The organism is Breoghania sp. JC706 (genome assembly GCF_037026715.1).
GTDB lineage: Bacteria > Pseudomonadota > Alphaproteobacteria > Rhizobiales > Stappiaceae > Breoghania.
The window spans coordinates 235,913-251,833 of sequence record NZ_JBANCG010000002.1; the positions used below are offsets into that span (position 1 = coordinate 235,913).

Sequence of the window (15,921 nt, forward strand, 5' to 3'; positions counted from 1 at the left end):
AAATCGGCATCGCCGCAGGCAGCATCTTCTCTCGTCAGAGTCTCCATCATGAAAGGAACTCCTTGACCTTCATGAGGCCGGCGGCCAGCGCCTCCACCTCCGCATGCGTGTTGTAGAGGGCGAACGAGGCCCGGGTCGTCGCACTGAAACCCAGATGATCCATCAGCGGCTGGGCGCAATGGCTCCCCGCACGAACCGCGATGCCGGACCGGTCCAGCACCGTGGAGATGTCGTGGGCGTGCAGCCCGTCGATGACGAAGGTTACGAGCGCGCCCTTTTGCGGCGCCTTACCGAGGATCCGCACCCCCTCGATGCGGGAGAGTTCCTCGCTCGCATGCGCCAGCAACTCCGCCTCGTGGGCGGCGGCGGCCTCGCGGTCTAGCCCCTCCATGTAGACGAGTGCGGCGCCAAGCCCGATGGCTTGCACGATCGGCGGCGTTCCCGCCTCGAAGCGGTGCGGCGGTGCGCCGTAGGTGATTGTCTCGCGCGTCACCGTGTCGATCATCTCGCCCCCGCCCTGGTAGGGCGCCATCGCGGCCAGATGCTCGTGCTTGCCGTAAAGCAGGCCGATGCCCGTCGGCCCGTAGAGCTTGTGCCCCGTCGCGACGTAGAAGTCGCAATCGAGCGCGCGCACATCGACCGCTTCATGCACCGAACCCTGGCACCCGTCGATCAGCACCTTCGCGCCCGCCGCATGCACCAGCCGGATCACGTCGGCGATCGGCGTGAGGGTGCCCAGCACGTTCGACATGTGGGTCACCGCGACGATCTTCGTCCTCGCCGTGATGAGCCCGGCGTAGGCCTCCAGATCGAACGAGCCGTCGTCCGTCACCGGCACCCACTTCAGCACGGCGCCCTTGCGCTCCCTCAGGAAGTGCCAGGGCACGATGTTGGAGTGGTGCTCCATGTCGGAGATGATGATCTCGTCGCCTTCGCCGATTTCCGCCCCCAGAGAGGCGGCGACGAGGTTGATCGCTTCCGTCCCGCCCTTGGTGAAGATTATCTCCTCCGACCGCTCCGCATTGAGGAAGCGGCGGGCGACCTCGCGCGAGGCCTCGAAGGCGGCGGTCGCCTCGGAGGAGAGGAAATGGATGCCGCGATGGACGTTGGCGTAGGCCTGGCTGTAGGCGTCGCTCATCACGTCCAGCACCGCCTGCGGCTTCTGCGCCGACGCCGCGTTGTCGAGATAGACGAGCGGCTTGCCGTGCACCTCGCGCGAAAGCAGCGGAAAGTCCGCACGCACCGCCTCCACGTCGAAGCCCGGGGCCGTTGCCGTGTGCCTGAGGGAAAGGGGACTATCCGCCATGGCTCACCTCCGCGGTATGGTTCGCCAGCCAGTCGCGTACGGCGCTTGCCGCCACGTCGCGCAACGTCGGCGCGGCGATTGTATCCAGCGCCTCCTCCAGGAAGGCTTCCACCAGCATGGCGCGGGCCTCTTCCTCGATGATGCCGCGCGAGCGCAGGAAGAACAGAGCATCCGCGTCCATCTCGCCCGCCGTCGCGCCATGGCTGCACTTCACGTCGTCGGCGAAGATCTCCAGCTCCGGCTTGGTCGCGATCCTTGCCTCGCGCGAGAGCAGCAGCGCCCGGCTCATCTGGTAGGCGTCGGTCTTCTGCGCGTCCTCCGCCACCTTCACGCAGCCCTGATAGGCACTGTGCGAGCGGCCCGACAGAACGCCGCGAAAGGCCTGCCGGCTGGTGGTGTTCGGGCTGATGTGGCTGATCACCGTGGTGTTGTCGCAATGGTTGTCGCCGGAAACCAGAAACGCCCCGTCGATCTCCACGTTCGCGCTCTCGCCGGTGAGCGCGACGAGCGCCTCGTGCCGGCAGAAGGCGGCGCCTTCCGACAGGCAGAAGGCGCGGTATTCGGCCCCGCCCGCCACCTCGCCGAGCGTCACCGCGCTCTGGCGCGCTCCGGCCGAAAGCCGGTCGATGCGGACATGGGTGAGCCTTGCGTTCGATGCCAGCCGCACCTCGTTCACAACGGTGGAGAATGCGGGCGCACCGTCATGGGTCTCCAGAACGGTCGCTTGCGCTCCTTCGCCGAGGTCGACCAGCAGCCGCACGTGCCGGTCACTTGCAGCACCCGTCCAGGTGAAACGGACATGCAGCGGCGCGGAAAGCTTGTCGCCGGCGGCAAGGCTCAGCACGAAGCCTTCCTCCATCAGCGCGGTGTTGAGCCCGACGATCGGGTGCGCGGCCTGTTCGGCCGCATTCACCGAGCCCAGAACCCCGGCAAATGGCGAGCCCGGATCGGCCAGAACCATGCCAAGCGGCATGAGGCCCGGCGGCAGGATCGAGCCCGCCACGTCGAGCACCCCATCCTTGAATACCGCAACGAATGCGTCTTCAAGCACCAGCGGCGCACGCGGGGAGGGGGCCGCTCCGGCCTTGTGGGCAAGCGCCCGGGCGAGGTCGGAGTATTTCCACGCCTCCTTGCGCCGGTCGGGCACGCCGAGCTGCGTGAAGCGCTCGCGCCCGCCGTCGCGCAAGCTTCCCGCCCAGGGTGCCGCGTCGCCGCGAAGCGCGCTCGCGCCGGAAAGTAGCCTGTCTGTGGTCACCATCTCGCCCATGGCTCCCTCCCTCACGCCGCCTTGCCGATCACGGCGTCATAGCCATGATCCTCAAGCGCGCGCGCCAGCGTCTTGTCGCCGGACTTGACGATTCTACCGCCCGCCAGGATGTGCACGACATCCGGCTCGATGTAGTCGAGCAGTCGCTGGTAATGGGTGATCACGAGGAACGAGCGCTCCGGCGAGCGCAGCGCGTTGACGCCTTGTGCCACCAGCTTCAGCGCATCGATGTCGAGGCCGGAATCCGTCTCGTCGAGCACCGCGAGATACGGCTTCAGCAGCGTCATCTGCAGCACCTCGTTGCGCTTCTTCTCGCCGCCGGAGAAACCGACATTGAGCGGCCGCTTCAGCATGTCCTCCGACACGTTCAGCGTCTTCGCCGCCGCGCGCACCATCTTCAGGAACTCCGCCGGCCCCGGCTCCTTCTCGCCGCGAAGCCGCGCCTGCGAGGAAACGGCCGCCTTGAGGAAGTTCATGTTGGTGACGCCCGGGATCTCGATCGGGCTCTGGAAGGCGAGGAACATGCCCTTCGCTGCGCGTTCTTCCGGCGGCAGATCGACGATGTCCTCGCCCTTGAAGCGGATCGCGCCGGAGGTGACCTCGTAGCCCTCGCGGCCCGCCAGCGTGTAGGAGGTCGTGGACTTGCCGGCCCCGTTCGGGCCCATGATGGCGTGCACCTCGCCGGCCGGAACCGTCAGGTTCAGCCCCTTCAGGATGGGCTTGTCCGCCACCGTGACGTGCAGGTCTTCGATCTCGAGCATGGTCATCCGACGCTCCCTTCCAGACTGATCCCGACAAGCTTCTGCGCTTCCACCGCGAACTCCATCGGGAGTTGCTGGAGGACGTCCTTGCAGAAGCCGTTGACGATGAGGGCGACCGCCTCTTCCCCGCCGATGCCGCGCGAGAGGCAGTAGAAAAGCTGGTCCTCGGATATCTTCGAGGTGGTGGCCTCGTGTTCCACCTGAGCCGAGGAATTGCGGCTTTCGATGTAGGGCACCGTGTGCGCGCCGCAGCGGTTGCCCATCAGCAGGCTGTCGCACTGGGTGAAGTTGCGCGCCCCGTCCGCCTTCGGGTGGATGCGCACCAGCCCGCGATAGGTGTTCTGCGAGCGCCCGGCCGAGATGCCCTTGGAGATGATCCGGCTTTTCGTGTTCCGGCCGAGATGGATCATCTTCGTGCCGGTATCGGCCTGCTGGAAATTGTTGGTGATGGCGATGGAATAGAATTCGCCCTGGCTGTTGTCGCCGCGCAGGATGCAGGACGGATACTTCCAGGTGACCGCCGATCCGGTCTCGACCTGCGTCCACGAGATCTTGGAATTGTCGCCCCGGCAGTCGCCGCGCTTGGTGACGAAGTTGTAGATCCCGCCACGCCCCTGCTCGTCGCCCGGATACCAGTTCTGCACCGTGGAGTACTTGATCTCCGCGTCTTCCAGCGCGACCAGTTCCACGACGGCCGCGTGCAACTGGTTCTCGTCGCGCTGCGGTGCCGTGCAGCCTTCCAGATAGGAAACGTAGGAGCCCTTGTCGGCGATGATCAGCGTGCGCTCGAACTGTCCGGTGTTGGACGCATTGATGCGGAAATAGGTCGAAAGCTCCATCGGGCAGCGCACGCCCTCGGGGATGTAGACGAACGAACCATCCGAAAACACGGCGGAATTCAGCGTGGCGTAGAAGTTGTCGGTGGTGGGAACGACCGTGCCGAGGTACTTCTTCACCAGATCCGGGTGCTTCTGGATGGCTTCCGAGATCGGGCAGAAGATGACGCCGGCTTCCTCCAGCGTCTCCTTGAAGGTCGTGACCACCGACACGCTGTCGAAGACGGCATCGACCGCCACCCGGTTCTTCGGTTCCACGCCCGCCAGAATCTCCTGTTCGGAGAGCGGAATGCCGAGCTTCTCGTAGGTCGCCAGCAACTCCGGATCGACCTGGTCGAGGCTCTCGGGACCCTTTTTGTCCTTCTTCGGCGCCGCGTAGTAGTAGATGCCGTCGAAATCGACCTTCGGGTAGCGGATCTTGGCCCAGTCCGGCTCTTCCATCGTCAGCCAGCGGCGATAGGCGTCGAGCCGCCAGTCGAGCATCCATTCCGGCTCGTTCTTCTTCGCGGATATGAACCGGATGACCTCTTCCGAAAGCCCGATCGGCGCGTATTCGCTCTCGATGTCGCTGACGAAACCGTACTTGTATTTCCGGCCCGCGAAATCTTCCAGCACGTCCATTTCCTGGGTCATGTCTGCGTCCCGGCGTTGGCATTGTCGAAGGGCGCCCCACGGGCTTGGAATGGTTCTAAGCAATCGCTGTGCCAGCGCTTGTGCAGTGCGAAAGCGGGGTGTCGTCGCGCGTCGGGAATGGCGGAAAACTGTCGACCCCGACAAAGACGCCGGAATCGGGACGTGGTTCCTCCCTGTCGGGTTCAAGACAGGGGGATTGTCGTCTGTCGGCTTCCCGACAGCCCGCCTGCGGCATCCGCCAGAGGGAAAAACGGCGGCCCGGCTGGGGTTGGCTGCTTGTCGCACCGAACTGGTTGCGAACTTGCATCGTTCGCTCCATCGCAACGTAGCAAATGGGCAGGAGACGACACGGATGGCCATGGAAGGAACGCGGATCGAACGTCTGATCAAGGAGGCCCTGCCGGATGCGGAGGTCCTCATCGTCGGCCTCGCCGGCGACGGCGACCACTACGCCGCCAAGGTTCGCTCAAGGGCCTTCTGGGGCAAATCGCGCGTCCAGCAGCACCAGATGGTCTATGCGGCGCTGAAAGGAGAGATGGGTGGCGCCCTGCACGCCCTCGCACTGGAAACCTCAGCACCCTGCTGAGGCGCCGCGAGCTCAGGAGCCCGCTATGACCAATCCGGGCTCCTAACCGAGCATGCCGAGCTTGACGATCGGCTTGGCGCCGCCGCGCCCCAGCACCGTGTCCACCTTCGAACGCACGTTTTCCAGCGTCAGCGGCTTCAAAAGCGCGCCGTTCGCGCCCGCCCGGATCGCCGCGACCGCCACTGGCTCGTCGGCCTTGTCGCACACGATCAGGATTCGCGCGCCATCGAACCGCATCTTGATATGCGCAACAAGATCGCCGCCCTCATCAGTGACCTGCTTCACGAACGAGACGCCGATGAGCACCAGGTCGGGTTTCAGCCAGCCGACACCCTTTTCGAACGCTTCTTCCACCGTTGCCATTTCGTGGGTCTCGATCTCGTCCTGCAGCATGAATTGCAGCACCGTCCGGGTGATGTCGTCCTCGTCGATGACGAACACGCGCCGCTGGTCGACGGCCTTTGAAGTCTCAACACCGATCTGCATATCGCCCTCGCTTTGTCGAAAGCCGTACCCCGGCGCGTCGCGGAGCCGACACGAACCGGCCCCGTTGCGCCCTTCCTCCTCCCGGTAGCAAGAAGCGTTCCGCAATGCGCCGGCGCCGTACGCGCCATGGAAATCCGCCGGTTTGCGCCACCGCGCCCACCGCGCCCGACCCGACAGACCGTTGTGTTGTTTGTCGCAGCCGCCACACCCGTGTCGGGTTCGACACAAGCGTCGTGCTGTGTCCGAAAATCGATAAAAGTCATTGAAATCAATGAAATGACGAAAATTTTCGAACTTGGCACGGTCGTTGCGATTGAGGGTGTCGGAACGGCTAGTGAGGGCTGAGTGCACGCCTACGGGAGATCCGAGCGATGTGCTCCTTCCCATGAAACCGCAAGCTCGTTTCCTGGACGCGCCTGTTCCTGCGAGGGGCGGGACAGCCACAAACCTGAAGGTTCAAAGGAGACGTACCATGTCGTCACTGCGACAGATTGCATTTTACGGGAAGGGTGGCATCGGCAAGTCGACCACCTCCCAGAACACGCTCGCCGCGCTCGCCGAGATGGGCCAGCGCATCATGATCGTCGGCTGCGATCCGAAGGCCGATTCCACCCGCCTGATGCTGCACGCCAAGGCGCAGGACACCATCCTGAGCCTTGCCGCCGAGGCCGGTTCCGTCGAGGACCTGGAACTCGAGGACGTGCTGAAGATCGGCTACAAGGACATCAAGTGCGTGGAGTCCGGCGGTCCGGAGCCCGGCGTCGGCTGCGCCGGCCGCGGCGTCATCACCTCCATCAACTTCCTGGAAGAGAACGGCGCCTACGACGATCTCGACTACGTCTCCTACGACGTGCTCGGCGACGTGGTCTGCGGCGGCTTCGCCATGCCGATCCGCGAGAACAAGGCTCAGGAAATCTACATCGTCATGTCGGGCGAGATGATGGCCATGTACGCGGCCAACAACATCTCCAAGGGCATCCTCAAGTACGCCAATTCCGGGGGCGTTCGCCTCGGCGGCCTGGTCTGCAACGAGCGCCAGACCGACAAGGAACTGGAGCTGGCGGAGAACCTGGCGAAGAAGCTCGGCACCGAGCTCATCTACTTCGTCCCGCGCGACAACATCGTCCAGCACGCCGAGCTGCGCCGCATGACGGTGATCGAGTACGCGCCGGAAAGCGCCCAGGCTGAGCATTACCGCAAGCTCGCGCACAAGATCCACAACAACGCCGGCAACGGCGTCATCCCCACTCCCATCACCATGGACGAGCTTGAGGACATGCTGATGGAGCACGGGATCCTGAAGACGATCGATGAGTCCCAGGTCGGCAAGACGGCCGCCGAGCTGGAAGCAGTCTAACCGCGCGTCGCGTGCGTCCCGGTCCGCGAGGGGATCGGGGCGCATGCGGGGCATGAAATGGGACCGGAGCGAGGTAATCGATATGAGCTTGGCCAAAACCCCAACTGTTGACGAGGTGAAAGCCCGCAACAGGGATCTGATCGAAGAGGTTCTGCAGGTCTATCCGGCGAAGTCCGCCAAGCGGCGCGCCAAGCACCTGAACGTCCACGAGGAAGGCAAGGCCGACTGTGGCGTGAAGTCGAACCTCAAGTCCATTCCCGGCGTCATGACTATCCGTGGCTGCGCCTATGCCGGCTCCAAGGGCGTGGTATGGGGTCCGATCAAGGACATGATCCACATCTCCCACGGCCCCGTCGGCTGCGGCCAGTATTCCTGGGCGGCCCGGCGCAACTACTACATCGGTACGACCGGCATCGACACCTTCGTGACCATGCAGTTCACCTCCGATTTCCAGGAGAAGGACATCGTCTTCGGCGGCGACAAGAAGCTCGCCAAGATCATGGACGAGATCGAGGAACTGTTCCCGCTGAACAACGGCATCACCGTGCAGTCGGAATGCCCGATCGGCCTGATCGGCGACGACATCGAGGCCGTCTCCAAGGTGAAGTCGAAGGAATACGGCAAGACCATCGTGCCGGTGCGGTGCGAGGGCTTCCGGGGCGTCTCGCAGTCGCTCGGTCACCACATCGCCAACGACGCCGTGCGCGACTGGGTGTTCGACAAGCTCGACCCCGATGCGCCGCCGCGCTTCGAGCCGACCGACTACGACGTCGCGATCATCGGCGACTACAACATCGGCGGCGACGCCTGGTCCTCGCGCATACTCCTGGAGGAAATGGGCCTTCGCGTCATCGCGCAATGGTCGGGGGACGGCTCCATCGCGGAACTGGAAGCGACGCCCAAGGCGAAGCTCAACATCCTGCACTGCTACCGCTCGATGAACTACATCTCGCGGCACATGGAAGAGAAGTACGGTATTCCCTGGTGCGAGTACAACTTCTTCGGCCCGACCAAGATCGCCGAGTCCCTGCGCAAGATCGCCAGCTTCTTCGACGACAAGATCAAGGAAGGCGCCGAGCGCGTCATCGCCAAGTACCAGCCGCTGATGGACGCGGTCATCGCCAAGTACAAGCCCCGGCTTGAGGGCAAGACCGTCATGCTGTTCGTCGGCGGCCTGCGCCCGCGCCACGTCATCGGCGCCTACGAGGACCTCGGCATGGAGGTCGTCGGCACCGGCTACGAGTTCGGTCACAACGACGACTACCAGCGCACCGCCCAGCATTACGTCAAGGACGGTACGCTGATCTATGACGACGTCACCGGCTACGAGTTCGAGAAGTTCGTGGAGAAGATCCAGCCGGATCTCGTCGGCTCGGGCATCAAGGAAAAGTACGTCTTCCAGAAGATGGGCGTGCCGTTCCGCCAGATGCACTCCTGGGACTATTCCGGCCCCTACCACGGCTACGACGGCTTCGCGATCTTCGCCCGCGACATGGACATGGCGATCAACTCGCCCGTCTGGCGGCTCGCCAACACTCCGTGGAAGGACAGCTCCCAACCGACGCTGATGGCGGCCGAATAACCAAAGCGGCCGCCGGTCCCCTCGCCCCAATTTCCGGGGCTTGGGGACTGGCCGCCGGCCGGCGCCGCATCCGAATTTTGAGAGGGTTTCATCATGACGCAGAACGCTGAAAACGTGCTCGACCACTTCGAGCTGTTCCGTGGCCCGGAATACCAGCAGATGCTGGAGAACAAGCGCAAGATGTTCGAAAACCCGCGCGACCCGGCCGAAGTCGAACGGGTGCGCGAGTGGGCCAAGACCGACGAGTATCGCGAAAAGAACTTCGCCCGCGAGGCGCTCACCATCAACCCGGCCAAGGCCTGCCAGCCGCTCGGCGCGGTCTTCGTCGCCGTGGGCTTCGAGGGCACGATCCCCTTCGTGCACGGCTCGCAGGGTTGTGTCGCCTACTACCGCAGCCACCTGTCGCGCCACTTCAAGGAGCCGTCCTCGTGCGTCTCCTCGTCGATGACCGAGGACGCGGCCGTGTTCGGCGGCCTCAACAACATGGTCGACGGGCTCGCCAACACCTACAACCTCTACAAGCCGAAGATGATCGCGGTCTCCACCACCTGCATGGCGGAAGTCATCGGTGACGACCTCAACGCCTTCATCAAGACGGCGAAGGAAAAGGAGTCGGTGCCCGCCGAGTTCGACGTTCCCTTCGCCCATACGCCCGCCTTCGTCGGCAGCCACGTCACCGGCTACGACAACGCGCTGAAGGGCATCCTGGAGCACTTCTGGGATGGCAAGGCCGGCACCGCACCGAAGATCGAGCGCAAGGAGAACGGCTCGCTCAATTTCATCGGCGGCTTCGACGGCTACACGGTCGGCAACATGCGCGAGATCAAGCGCATTTTCGGCCTGATGGGCATCGACTACACCATCCTCGGTGACAATTCTGACGTCTTCGACACGCCGACCGACGGCCAGTTCCGCATGTATGACGGCGGCACGAAGCTCGAGGATGCGGCGAACGCTGTCCATGCGAAGGCGACCGTCTCCATGCAGCAGTACTGCACGGAAAAGACGCTCGCCATGATCGCCGATCACGGTCAGGAGGTGAAGGCCTTCAACCATCCCGTCGGCGTCGCCGGCACGGATGCCTTCCTGATGGAAGTCGCGCGCCTGATGGGTGTCGAGATCCCGGAGGATCTTGCCAGGGAGCGCGGCCGCCTGGTCGATGCGATCGCGGATTCCTCCGCTCACATCCACGGCAAGAAGTTCGCGATCTACGGCGATCCGGACCTGTGCTACGGCCTCGCCTCGTTCCTGCTGGAACTCGGCGCCGAGCCCACCCACGTGCTGGCGACCAATGGCACCAAGGCCTGGGCCGCGAAGATGGAAGAACTCTTCGCCTCCTCGCCCTTCGGCGAAGGCTGCCACGTGTACCCGGGCAAGGACCTGTGGCACATGCGCTCGCTGCTGTTCACGGAGCCTGTCGATTTCCTGATCGGCAACACCTACGGCAAGTATCTGGAGCGCGACACGGGCACGCCGCTGATCCGCATCGGCTTCCCCGTCTTCGACCGGCACCACCACCACCGTCGTCCGGTCTGGGGCTACCAGGGCGGCATGAACGTGCTGATCACCATCCTCGACAAGATCTTCGACGAGATGGACCGCAACACCAACGTGCCGTCGAAGACCGACTACAGCTACGACATCATCCGCTAGTCGCAGCTAGAGACGCCGCGAAAGCACCTCTCCCATGGGGAGAGGTCGGACCGAAGGTCCGGGTGAGGGGTGTCGGATCCTCCGGATCCACGAGAGCCCGACACCCCTCACCCCAGCCCTCTCCCAATGGGAGAGGGGGCGGATACGGAGATGCCGTCGTCTCGATATGTCGACCCGACCCGACGGGGCCGCGTCGGCACATCCGAACCACTTCCCCCAGGAGGCGCACATGGCTTCGCTCAACGCTACCATTCAGGACGTGTTCAACGAGCCCGGCTGCGGCAAGAACGCGGCGAAGTCGGAGACCGAGCGCAAGAAAGGCTGCACCAAGCAGCTTCAGCCCGGCGGGGCCGCCGGCGGCTGCGCTTTTGATGGCGCCAAGATCGCGCTCCAGCCCTTGACCGACGTCGCCCACCTGATCCACGGGCCGATCGCCTGCGAAGGCAACTCCTGGGACAACCGCGGGGCGCGCTCCTCCGGCTCGCAGATCTGGCGCACGGGATTTACCACCGACATCAACGAGACCAACGTCGTCTTCGGCGGCGAGAAGCGGCTCTTCAAGTCGATCCGCGAGATCATCGAGAAATACGATCCGCCCGCCGTCTTCGTCTACCAGACCTGCGTGCCGGCCATGATCGGCGACGACATCAACGCGGTCTGCAAGGCAGCCCGCGAAAAGTTCGGCAAGCCAGTCATCCCGATCAACGCGCCGGGCTTCGTCGGCTCCAAGAACCTCGGCAACAAGCTCGCGGGCGAAGCCCTGCTGCAGCATGTCATCGGCACCGAGGAGCCGGAATTCACCACGCCCTACGACATCAACATCATCGGCGAATACAACCTGTCGGGCGAGTTGTGGCAGGTGAAGCCGCTCTTGGATGAACTCGGCATCCGCATCCTGTCGTGCATCTCCGGCGACGGCAAGTACAGGGAAGTCGCGTCTTCCCACCGCGCGAAGGCCGCGATGATGGTGTGCTCCAAGGCCATGATCAACGTCGCCCGCAAGATGGAGGAGCGCTACGGCATCCCCTTCTTCGAGGGCTCGTTCTACGGCATCGAGGATACCTCCGAGGCTTTACGCGAGATCTCGCGCCTGCTCATCGAGCGCGGTGCGGATCCGGAGCTGATGGAGCGCACCGAGGCGCTCATCGCGCGCGAGGAGGCGAAGGCCTGGGAGGCGATCGCGCCCTTCCGCCCGCGCTTTTCGGGAAAGAAGGTGCTGCTGATCACCGGCGGCGTGAAGTCGTGGTCGGTGCTCGCCGCCCTTCAGGAGGCCGGTCTCGAACTGGTCGGCACGAGCGTGAAGAAGTCCACGAAGGAGGACAAGGAGCGCATCAAGGAACTGATGGGCCAGGACGCCCACATGATCGAGGACATGACCCCGCGCGAGATGTACCGGATGCTGAAGGACGCGAAGGCCGACATCATGCTCTCGGGCGGGCGCTCCCAGTTCGTGGCGCTCAAGGCCTCCATGCCGTGGCTCGACATCAACCAGGAACGCCACCACGCCTACATGGGCTATGTCGGCATGGTGAAGCTTCTGGAGGAGATCGAGAAGGCGCTGTTCAACCCCGTCTGGGCCGAAGTTCGCCGTCCCGCCCCATGGGAGGTGGAAGGCGAGAACTGGCAGGAAAGGGCGCTCGCCCAGATGGAGGCCGAGGATCTTGCGGCCGCCGCCGCCGATCCCGCCCTCGCCATGGCCGCGCAGTAGGGGAGGGGACAATGGCCGAGGTCAAGCACTCGAAAAAATCCTGCACCGTCAACCCGTTGAAAATGAGCCAGCCGATCGGCGGCGCGCTCGCCTTCATGGGGCTTCGCGGCGCGATGCCGCTCCTGCACGGCTCGCAGGGCTGCACCTCTTTCGGGCTCGTGCTGTTCGTGCGCCATTTCAAGGAGGCGATCCCGCTCCAGACGACAGCCATGAGCGAGGTCGCGACCGTGCTCGGCGGCATGTCCAATGTCGAGCAGGCGATCCTGACGATCCGCAAGAAGACCAACCCGGAAGTCATCGGCATCTGTTCCACCGGCGTCACCGAGATCAAGGGCGACGACGTGGAGGGCTACCTGAAGCTCATCCGCGACAAGAACCCGGAACTGAAGGACTTCCCGCTGGTCTACGTCTCCACCCCCGATTTCGAGCACGCCTTCCAGGATGGCTGGGCGAAGACCGTCACGCGCATGGTCGAGGTGCTGGTGAAGGCACCGGACGAAGGTGCGCGCAAGGATCCGGCCCGCCTCAACGTCCTGCCCGGCTGCCACATGACGCCCGGCGATCTCGACGAGCTTCGCACCATCCTTGAGGATTTCGGCCTCGCGCCGACGTTCCTGCCCGATATCGCCGGCTCGCTCGACGGGCATATTCCCGAGGATTTCACCCCCACCACAATCGGCGGCGTCGGCATCGACGAGGTGGCCCGGATGGGCGACGCCGCGTGGACGCTCGCCATCGGCGAACAGATGCGCCCGGCGGCGGAAGCGCTCGCGGAAAAGACCGGCACCCCCTACCGGCTGCTGCCGCGCCTCTGCGGTCTGGCGCCCAACGACGATCTGATGCGGTTCCTGACCAGGATCACGGGCCGCGAGGTGCCCGCCAAATACCGCCGCCAGCGCGGCCAACTGGTCGATGCCATGCTCGATGGTCACTTCCATATCGGCGGGCGCCGGCTCGCCATCGGCGCGGAGCCGGATCTTCTGAACGATCTCGGCTCCATGCTGCACGAGATGGGCGCGAAGATGGTCGCCGCCGTCACCACCACCCAGTCCCCCGTGCTCGAAGGCCTGCCGACCGAGGACGTGCTGATCGGCGATCTGGAGGATCTGGAGCGGCTGGCCAAGGAGCGGGCTTGCGATTTCCTCGTCACCCATTCCCACGGCCGGCAGATGGCGACCCGTCTCGCCATCCCCTTCCACCGCGCCGGTATCCCGATGTTCGACCGCATCGGCTCCGGCCACCAGCTTTCCATCGGCTATCGCGGCACCCGCGATCTCATCTTCCGGATCGCCAACCTGCTGATCGCCGATCACGAGGACAACCACGAGCCGACGCCCGACACCTGGCGCGACGGGATCGGCGGCGGACATGGCCACGGCTCTTCGGCCCGGGCCCACTAATGACAACGCGAGAGGTGACGGTGAAATGAAAGTCGCATTCGCAACGCAGGACCTGAAGAGGGTCGATGCCCATTTCGGCTGGGCCAAGCACATCGCCATCTACGATCTGGAACCGGAAGGCCACCGCTTTCTGGAGGCCGTGGAGTTCGAGGGCGACCTGAAGGAGGACGGCGACGAGGACAAGCTCGCCCCCAAGATCGAGGCGATCCGGGATTGCGCGATCCTCTATGTCGCCGCGATCGGCGGCTCCGGTGCCGCCCGGGTGGTGGCCACCGGCATTCATCCCATGAAGGTCACCCAGCCCGAGCCGATCGAGGAGCTTCTCGACAAGCTCCAGGCCGTGCTCGCCGGCAACCCGCCGCCGTGGCTGCGCAAGGTCATGAACAAGGGCAAGGAACGCAGCTTTGACGAGTTCGACGACGAGGAGGAAGTGGTCAATGGCTGACGCGGCAGTCCTATCCGGGGAGACCCCGGCGGCGGAAGCGCCGTTCATCAAGGAGCTGATCAAGGTCTGGCGCGCCCAGGACACGCACGGCACCTGGGAGAACAAGGCCGATCTCGATCTGATCCGGCCCTACATCCTGACGAAGGAGGAGCGCCGCGCGCTTCCCATCGTCGGCGATCCCGATCCCGACACGGTTTGGCGCATGGAACTGTTCTTCAACGCGGTGGCGCTGCTGATCGAAAAGCACACCCGCGTGATGGTCTCGCCGATGTTCAAGATGCATCACGAGGGCTTCGGCCGGATGGTGCTGATCGGCGGCCGGCTGATCGTCGTCAACAAGCAGCTGCGCGACGTTCACCGCTACGGCTTCGACAGCCTGGAGAAGCTGGCGGCGGAAGGCGACAAGTACGTGAAGGAAGGCGTCGACATGATCGAGCGCTTTCCGGATGTCGCGAAGTACTGAGGGGAAGACGATGAGCGACGTGGAAAGCCTGAAGGCGGAAGTGAAGAAACTGTCCTCGCGCGCCACCGCGCTGAAGATGGACCTGCACGACCTGGCCGAGGACCTGCCGATCAACTGGCAGTCGATCATGGAGGTCGCTGAGAAGACCTATTCGACCTACGAGGCGCTTGAGACGAAGCGCGCGGAACTGAAGGAATTGGAGGCGTGAGGCAGCAGGGCAGGGCGAGGCTGCGAGCAGCCAGTCCCTGAATACGAAAACGGGAGCTAGCCATGACGACTGCGCATCTGACCCGGGACGGCCGGGACTGGAACCCGGACTATCTCGTCGCCATCAACGGCGAGGTCTGCATCGGCTGCGGCCGCTGCTTCAAGGTCTGTGGCCGTCAGGTCATGACCCTGAAGGGCCTCAACGAGGACGGTGACATCGTCGAGCTCGATGACGACGAGGACGAGGAAATCGAGAAGAAGGTCATGGTGATGGACGACGCGGGCGCCTGCATCGGCTGCGGCGCGTGTGCCCGCGTCTGCCCGACCAATTGCCAGACCCACGCCCACGAGGCGCTGGAGGCGGCCTGATCCGGGAGGCTTCTCGCTGAAGGTTCGCACCTGTCATCCCCGCGCGGGCGGGGATCCGGCAACCACCGGCCCATGTTCCCCCGGCGCGTGGAGACGGGCAGCGTATCGCGGCTCTACGGAAGGAGGCGACTGTCATGATGAACGCGGACGATGCCTACGCCTGGTTGACCGGTGCGTCCCTTGGCGCGTCGGCGGATGCCTTCGATGTCCACGTCGCCGCCTCCATTCTGGCGATGGCCTTCATGGAAGCCGACCCGGCGCGCGGCATCTCGCTCGCCGACGGGGCGGGCCTCACTGGCGAAGAGATCGTCGCGCTCGCGCAGGCGCTGTTTCCGGCCGCACTCGATGAAATCACCGAGGCTGTCGCCGGCACGGCACCTGTCATCGAAGCCGAGGAGCGCTCGGTGCGCGACATCATGCTGATGTATTCCAGCGGCAAAGGTCCGTTGGAGAAGCCCTTCGCCGGCATGGTCGCGCGCCGTTGCCGGGCGCCGCATCATCTGTGGCAGGATCTGGGTCTTCGCAATCGCGGCGAGCTTTCGCAGCTGATGCAGCGCCATTTCGCACCGCTCAGCAAGCGCAACAGCGGCGACATGAAGTGGAAGAAGTTCCTCTACCGGCTCGTCTGCGGCTCCGCCGGTTTCACGCTCTGCGCGGCCCCCGTCTGCTCCGATTGCGACGACTTCGAACATTGCTTCGGCGAGGAGACGGGCGAGTCCCGCCTCGCCCAGATCGCCCGTGCCGCCGAGGTTGCGGCGGCGACGTGACACGGGCCGCGCGGGCAGGGGCTTCCGTTTCGGCGTCCCTCGCGCCACGCTCTCCCCCGTCATTGCCGGTCGGAGTCGGCAATGACGGAGGAGGG

15 protein-coding genes and 1 pseudogene are annotated in these 15,921 nt (G+C 64.6%); 11 read left to right on the forward strand and 5 right to left on the reverse strand.

Translation table 11 applies throughout. From position 1 onward, the window contains the following. Positions 1–46: 46 nt before the first annotated feature. Genes V2L18_RS04205 through sufB form a run of 4 tightly spaced genes read right to left on the reverse strand, consistent with a single transcriptional unit; the run spans position 47 to position 4,803 of the window. Positions 47–1,306 carry a SufS family cysteine desulfurase gene (locus V2L18_RS04205; protein ID WP_336176562.1) on the reverse strand — a complete coding sequence of 420 codons (1,260 nt, stop codon included), beginning with the start codon at positions 1,304–1,306 and terminating at the stop codon, positions 47–49. Next, positions 1,296–2,573 (reverse strand): Fe-S cluster assembly protein SufD, encoded by a 1,278-nt coding sequence (gene sufD, locus V2L18_RS04210; protein WP_336176563.1) that lies wholly within the window; start codon positions 2,571–2,573, stop codon positions 1,296–1,298. Before sufD ends, V2L18_RS04205 begins: the two co-directional genes overlap by 11 nt. An 11-nt stretch (positions 2,574–2,584) precedes the next feature. Further along, the gene (gene sufC / locus V2L18_RS04215) at positions 2,585–3,334 is read right to left on the reverse strand and encodes a Fe-S cluster assembly ATPase SufC (protein ID WP_336176999.1); all 750 of its coding nucleotides are present in this window, start codon (positions 3,332–3,334) and stop codon (positions 2,585–2,587) included. Between the two features lie 2 nt (positions 3,335–3,336). Further along, on the reverse strand, positions 3,337–4,803 hold the full coding sequence (sufB, locus tag V2L18_RS04220; RefSeq protein ID WP_336176564.1) for a Fe-S cluster assembly protein SufB: 1,467 nt from the start codon (positions 4,801–4,803) through the stop codon (positions 3,337–3,339). 352 nt (positions 4,804–5,155) lie between these two features. On the opposite strand from sufB, the gene V2L18_RS04225 reads away from it, so the two are divergent. Beyond that, entirely contained in the window at positions 5,156–5,389 is a 234-nt protein-coding gene (locus V2L18_RS04225; protein ID WP_336176565.1) for a BolA family transcriptional regulator, read from the forward strand. A gap of 42 nt (positions 5,390–5,431) precedes the next feature. Here the strand turns inward: V2L18_RS04225 and V2L18_RS04230 are convergent, their stop codons facing one another. Further along, the gene (locus V2L18_RS04230) at positions 5,432–5,875 is read right to left on the reverse strand and encodes a response regulator (protein WP_336176566.1); all 444 of its coding nucleotides are present in this window, start codon (positions 5,873–5,875) and stop codon (positions 5,432–5,434) included. 472 nt (positions 5,876–6,347) lie between these two features. Between V2L18_RS04230 and nifH the strand changes: the two genes are divergently transcribed. From nifH to V2L18_RS04280, 10 genes and pseudogenes are all read left to right on the forward strand, one after another. Next, complete coding sequence (nifH, locus tag V2L18_RS04235; RefSeq protein ID WP_336176567.1) at positions 6,348–7,232, forward strand: nitrogenase iron protein; 885 nt, start codon at positions 6,348–6,350, stop codon at positions 7,230–7,232. A gap of 82 nt (positions 7,233–7,314) precedes the next feature. Next, the gene (gene nifD, locus V2L18_RS04240) at positions 7,315–8,814 is read left to right on the forward strand and encodes a nitrogenase molybdenum-iron protein alpha chain (RefSeq protein WP_336176568.1); all 1,500 of its coding nucleotides are present in this window, start codon (positions 7,315–7,317) and stop codon (positions 8,812–8,814) included. Positions 8,815–8,907: 93 nt separating this feature from the next. Continuing rightward, the gene (gene nifK, locus V2L18_RS04245) at positions 8,908–10,467 is read left to right on the forward strand and encodes a nitrogenase molybdenum-iron protein subunit beta (protein WP_336176569.1); all 1,560 of its coding nucleotides are present in this window, start codon (positions 8,908–8,910) and stop codon (positions 10,465–10,467) included. A gap of 229 nt (positions 10,468–10,696) precedes the next feature. Beyond that, positions 10,697–12,172, forward strand: a pseudogene (gene nifE / locus V2L18_RS04250) (nitrogenase iron-molybdenum cofactor biosynthesis protein NifE); the annotation flags it as partial. Between the two features lie 14 nt (positions 12,173–12,186). Next, on the forward strand, positions 12,187–13,575 hold the full coding sequence (gene nifN / locus V2L18_RS04255; RefSeq protein WP_336176570.1) for a nitrogenase iron-molybdenum cofactor biosynthesis protein NifN: 1,389 nt from the start codon (positions 12,187–12,189) through the stop codon (positions 13,573–13,575). 25 nt (positions 13,576–13,600) lie between these two features. Then, the gene (gene nifX / locus V2L18_RS04260; RefSeq protein WP_336176571.1) at positions 13,601–14,020 is read left to right on the forward strand and encodes a nitrogen fixation protein NifX; all 420 of its coding nucleotides are present in this window, start codon (positions 13,601–13,603) and stop codon (positions 14,018–14,020) included. Beyond that, positions 14,013–14,483 carry a NifX-associated nitrogen fixation protein gene (locus V2L18_RS04265; protein WP_336176572.1) on the forward strand — a complete coding sequence of 157 codons (471 nt, stop codon included), beginning with the start codon at positions 14,013–14,015 and terminating at the stop codon, positions 14,481–14,483. Before nifX ends, V2L18_RS04265 begins: the two co-directional genes overlap by 8 nt. 10 nt (positions 14,484–14,493) lie before the next feature. After that, entirely contained in the window at positions 14,494–14,691 is a 198-nt protein-coding gene (locus tag V2L18_RS04270) for a CCE_0567 family metalloprotein (protein ID WP_336176573.1), read from the forward strand. Between the two features lie 62 nt (positions 14,692–14,753). After that, positions 14,754–15,059 carry a ferredoxin III, nif-specific gene (gene fdxB / locus V2L18_RS04275; protein WP_336176574.1) on the forward strand — a complete coding sequence of 102 codons (306 nt, stop codon included), beginning with the start codon at positions 14,754–14,756 and terminating at the stop codon, positions 15,057–15,059. A gap of 134 nt (positions 15,060–15,193) precedes the next feature. Continuing rightward, positions 15,194–15,826, forward strand: coding sequence for a nitrogen fixation protein NifQ (locus V2L18_RS04280; RefSeq protein WP_336176575.1), 633 nt, complete (start codon positions 15,194–15,196; stop codon positions 15,824–15,826). Positions 15,827–15,921 lie beyond the last annotated feature (95 nt).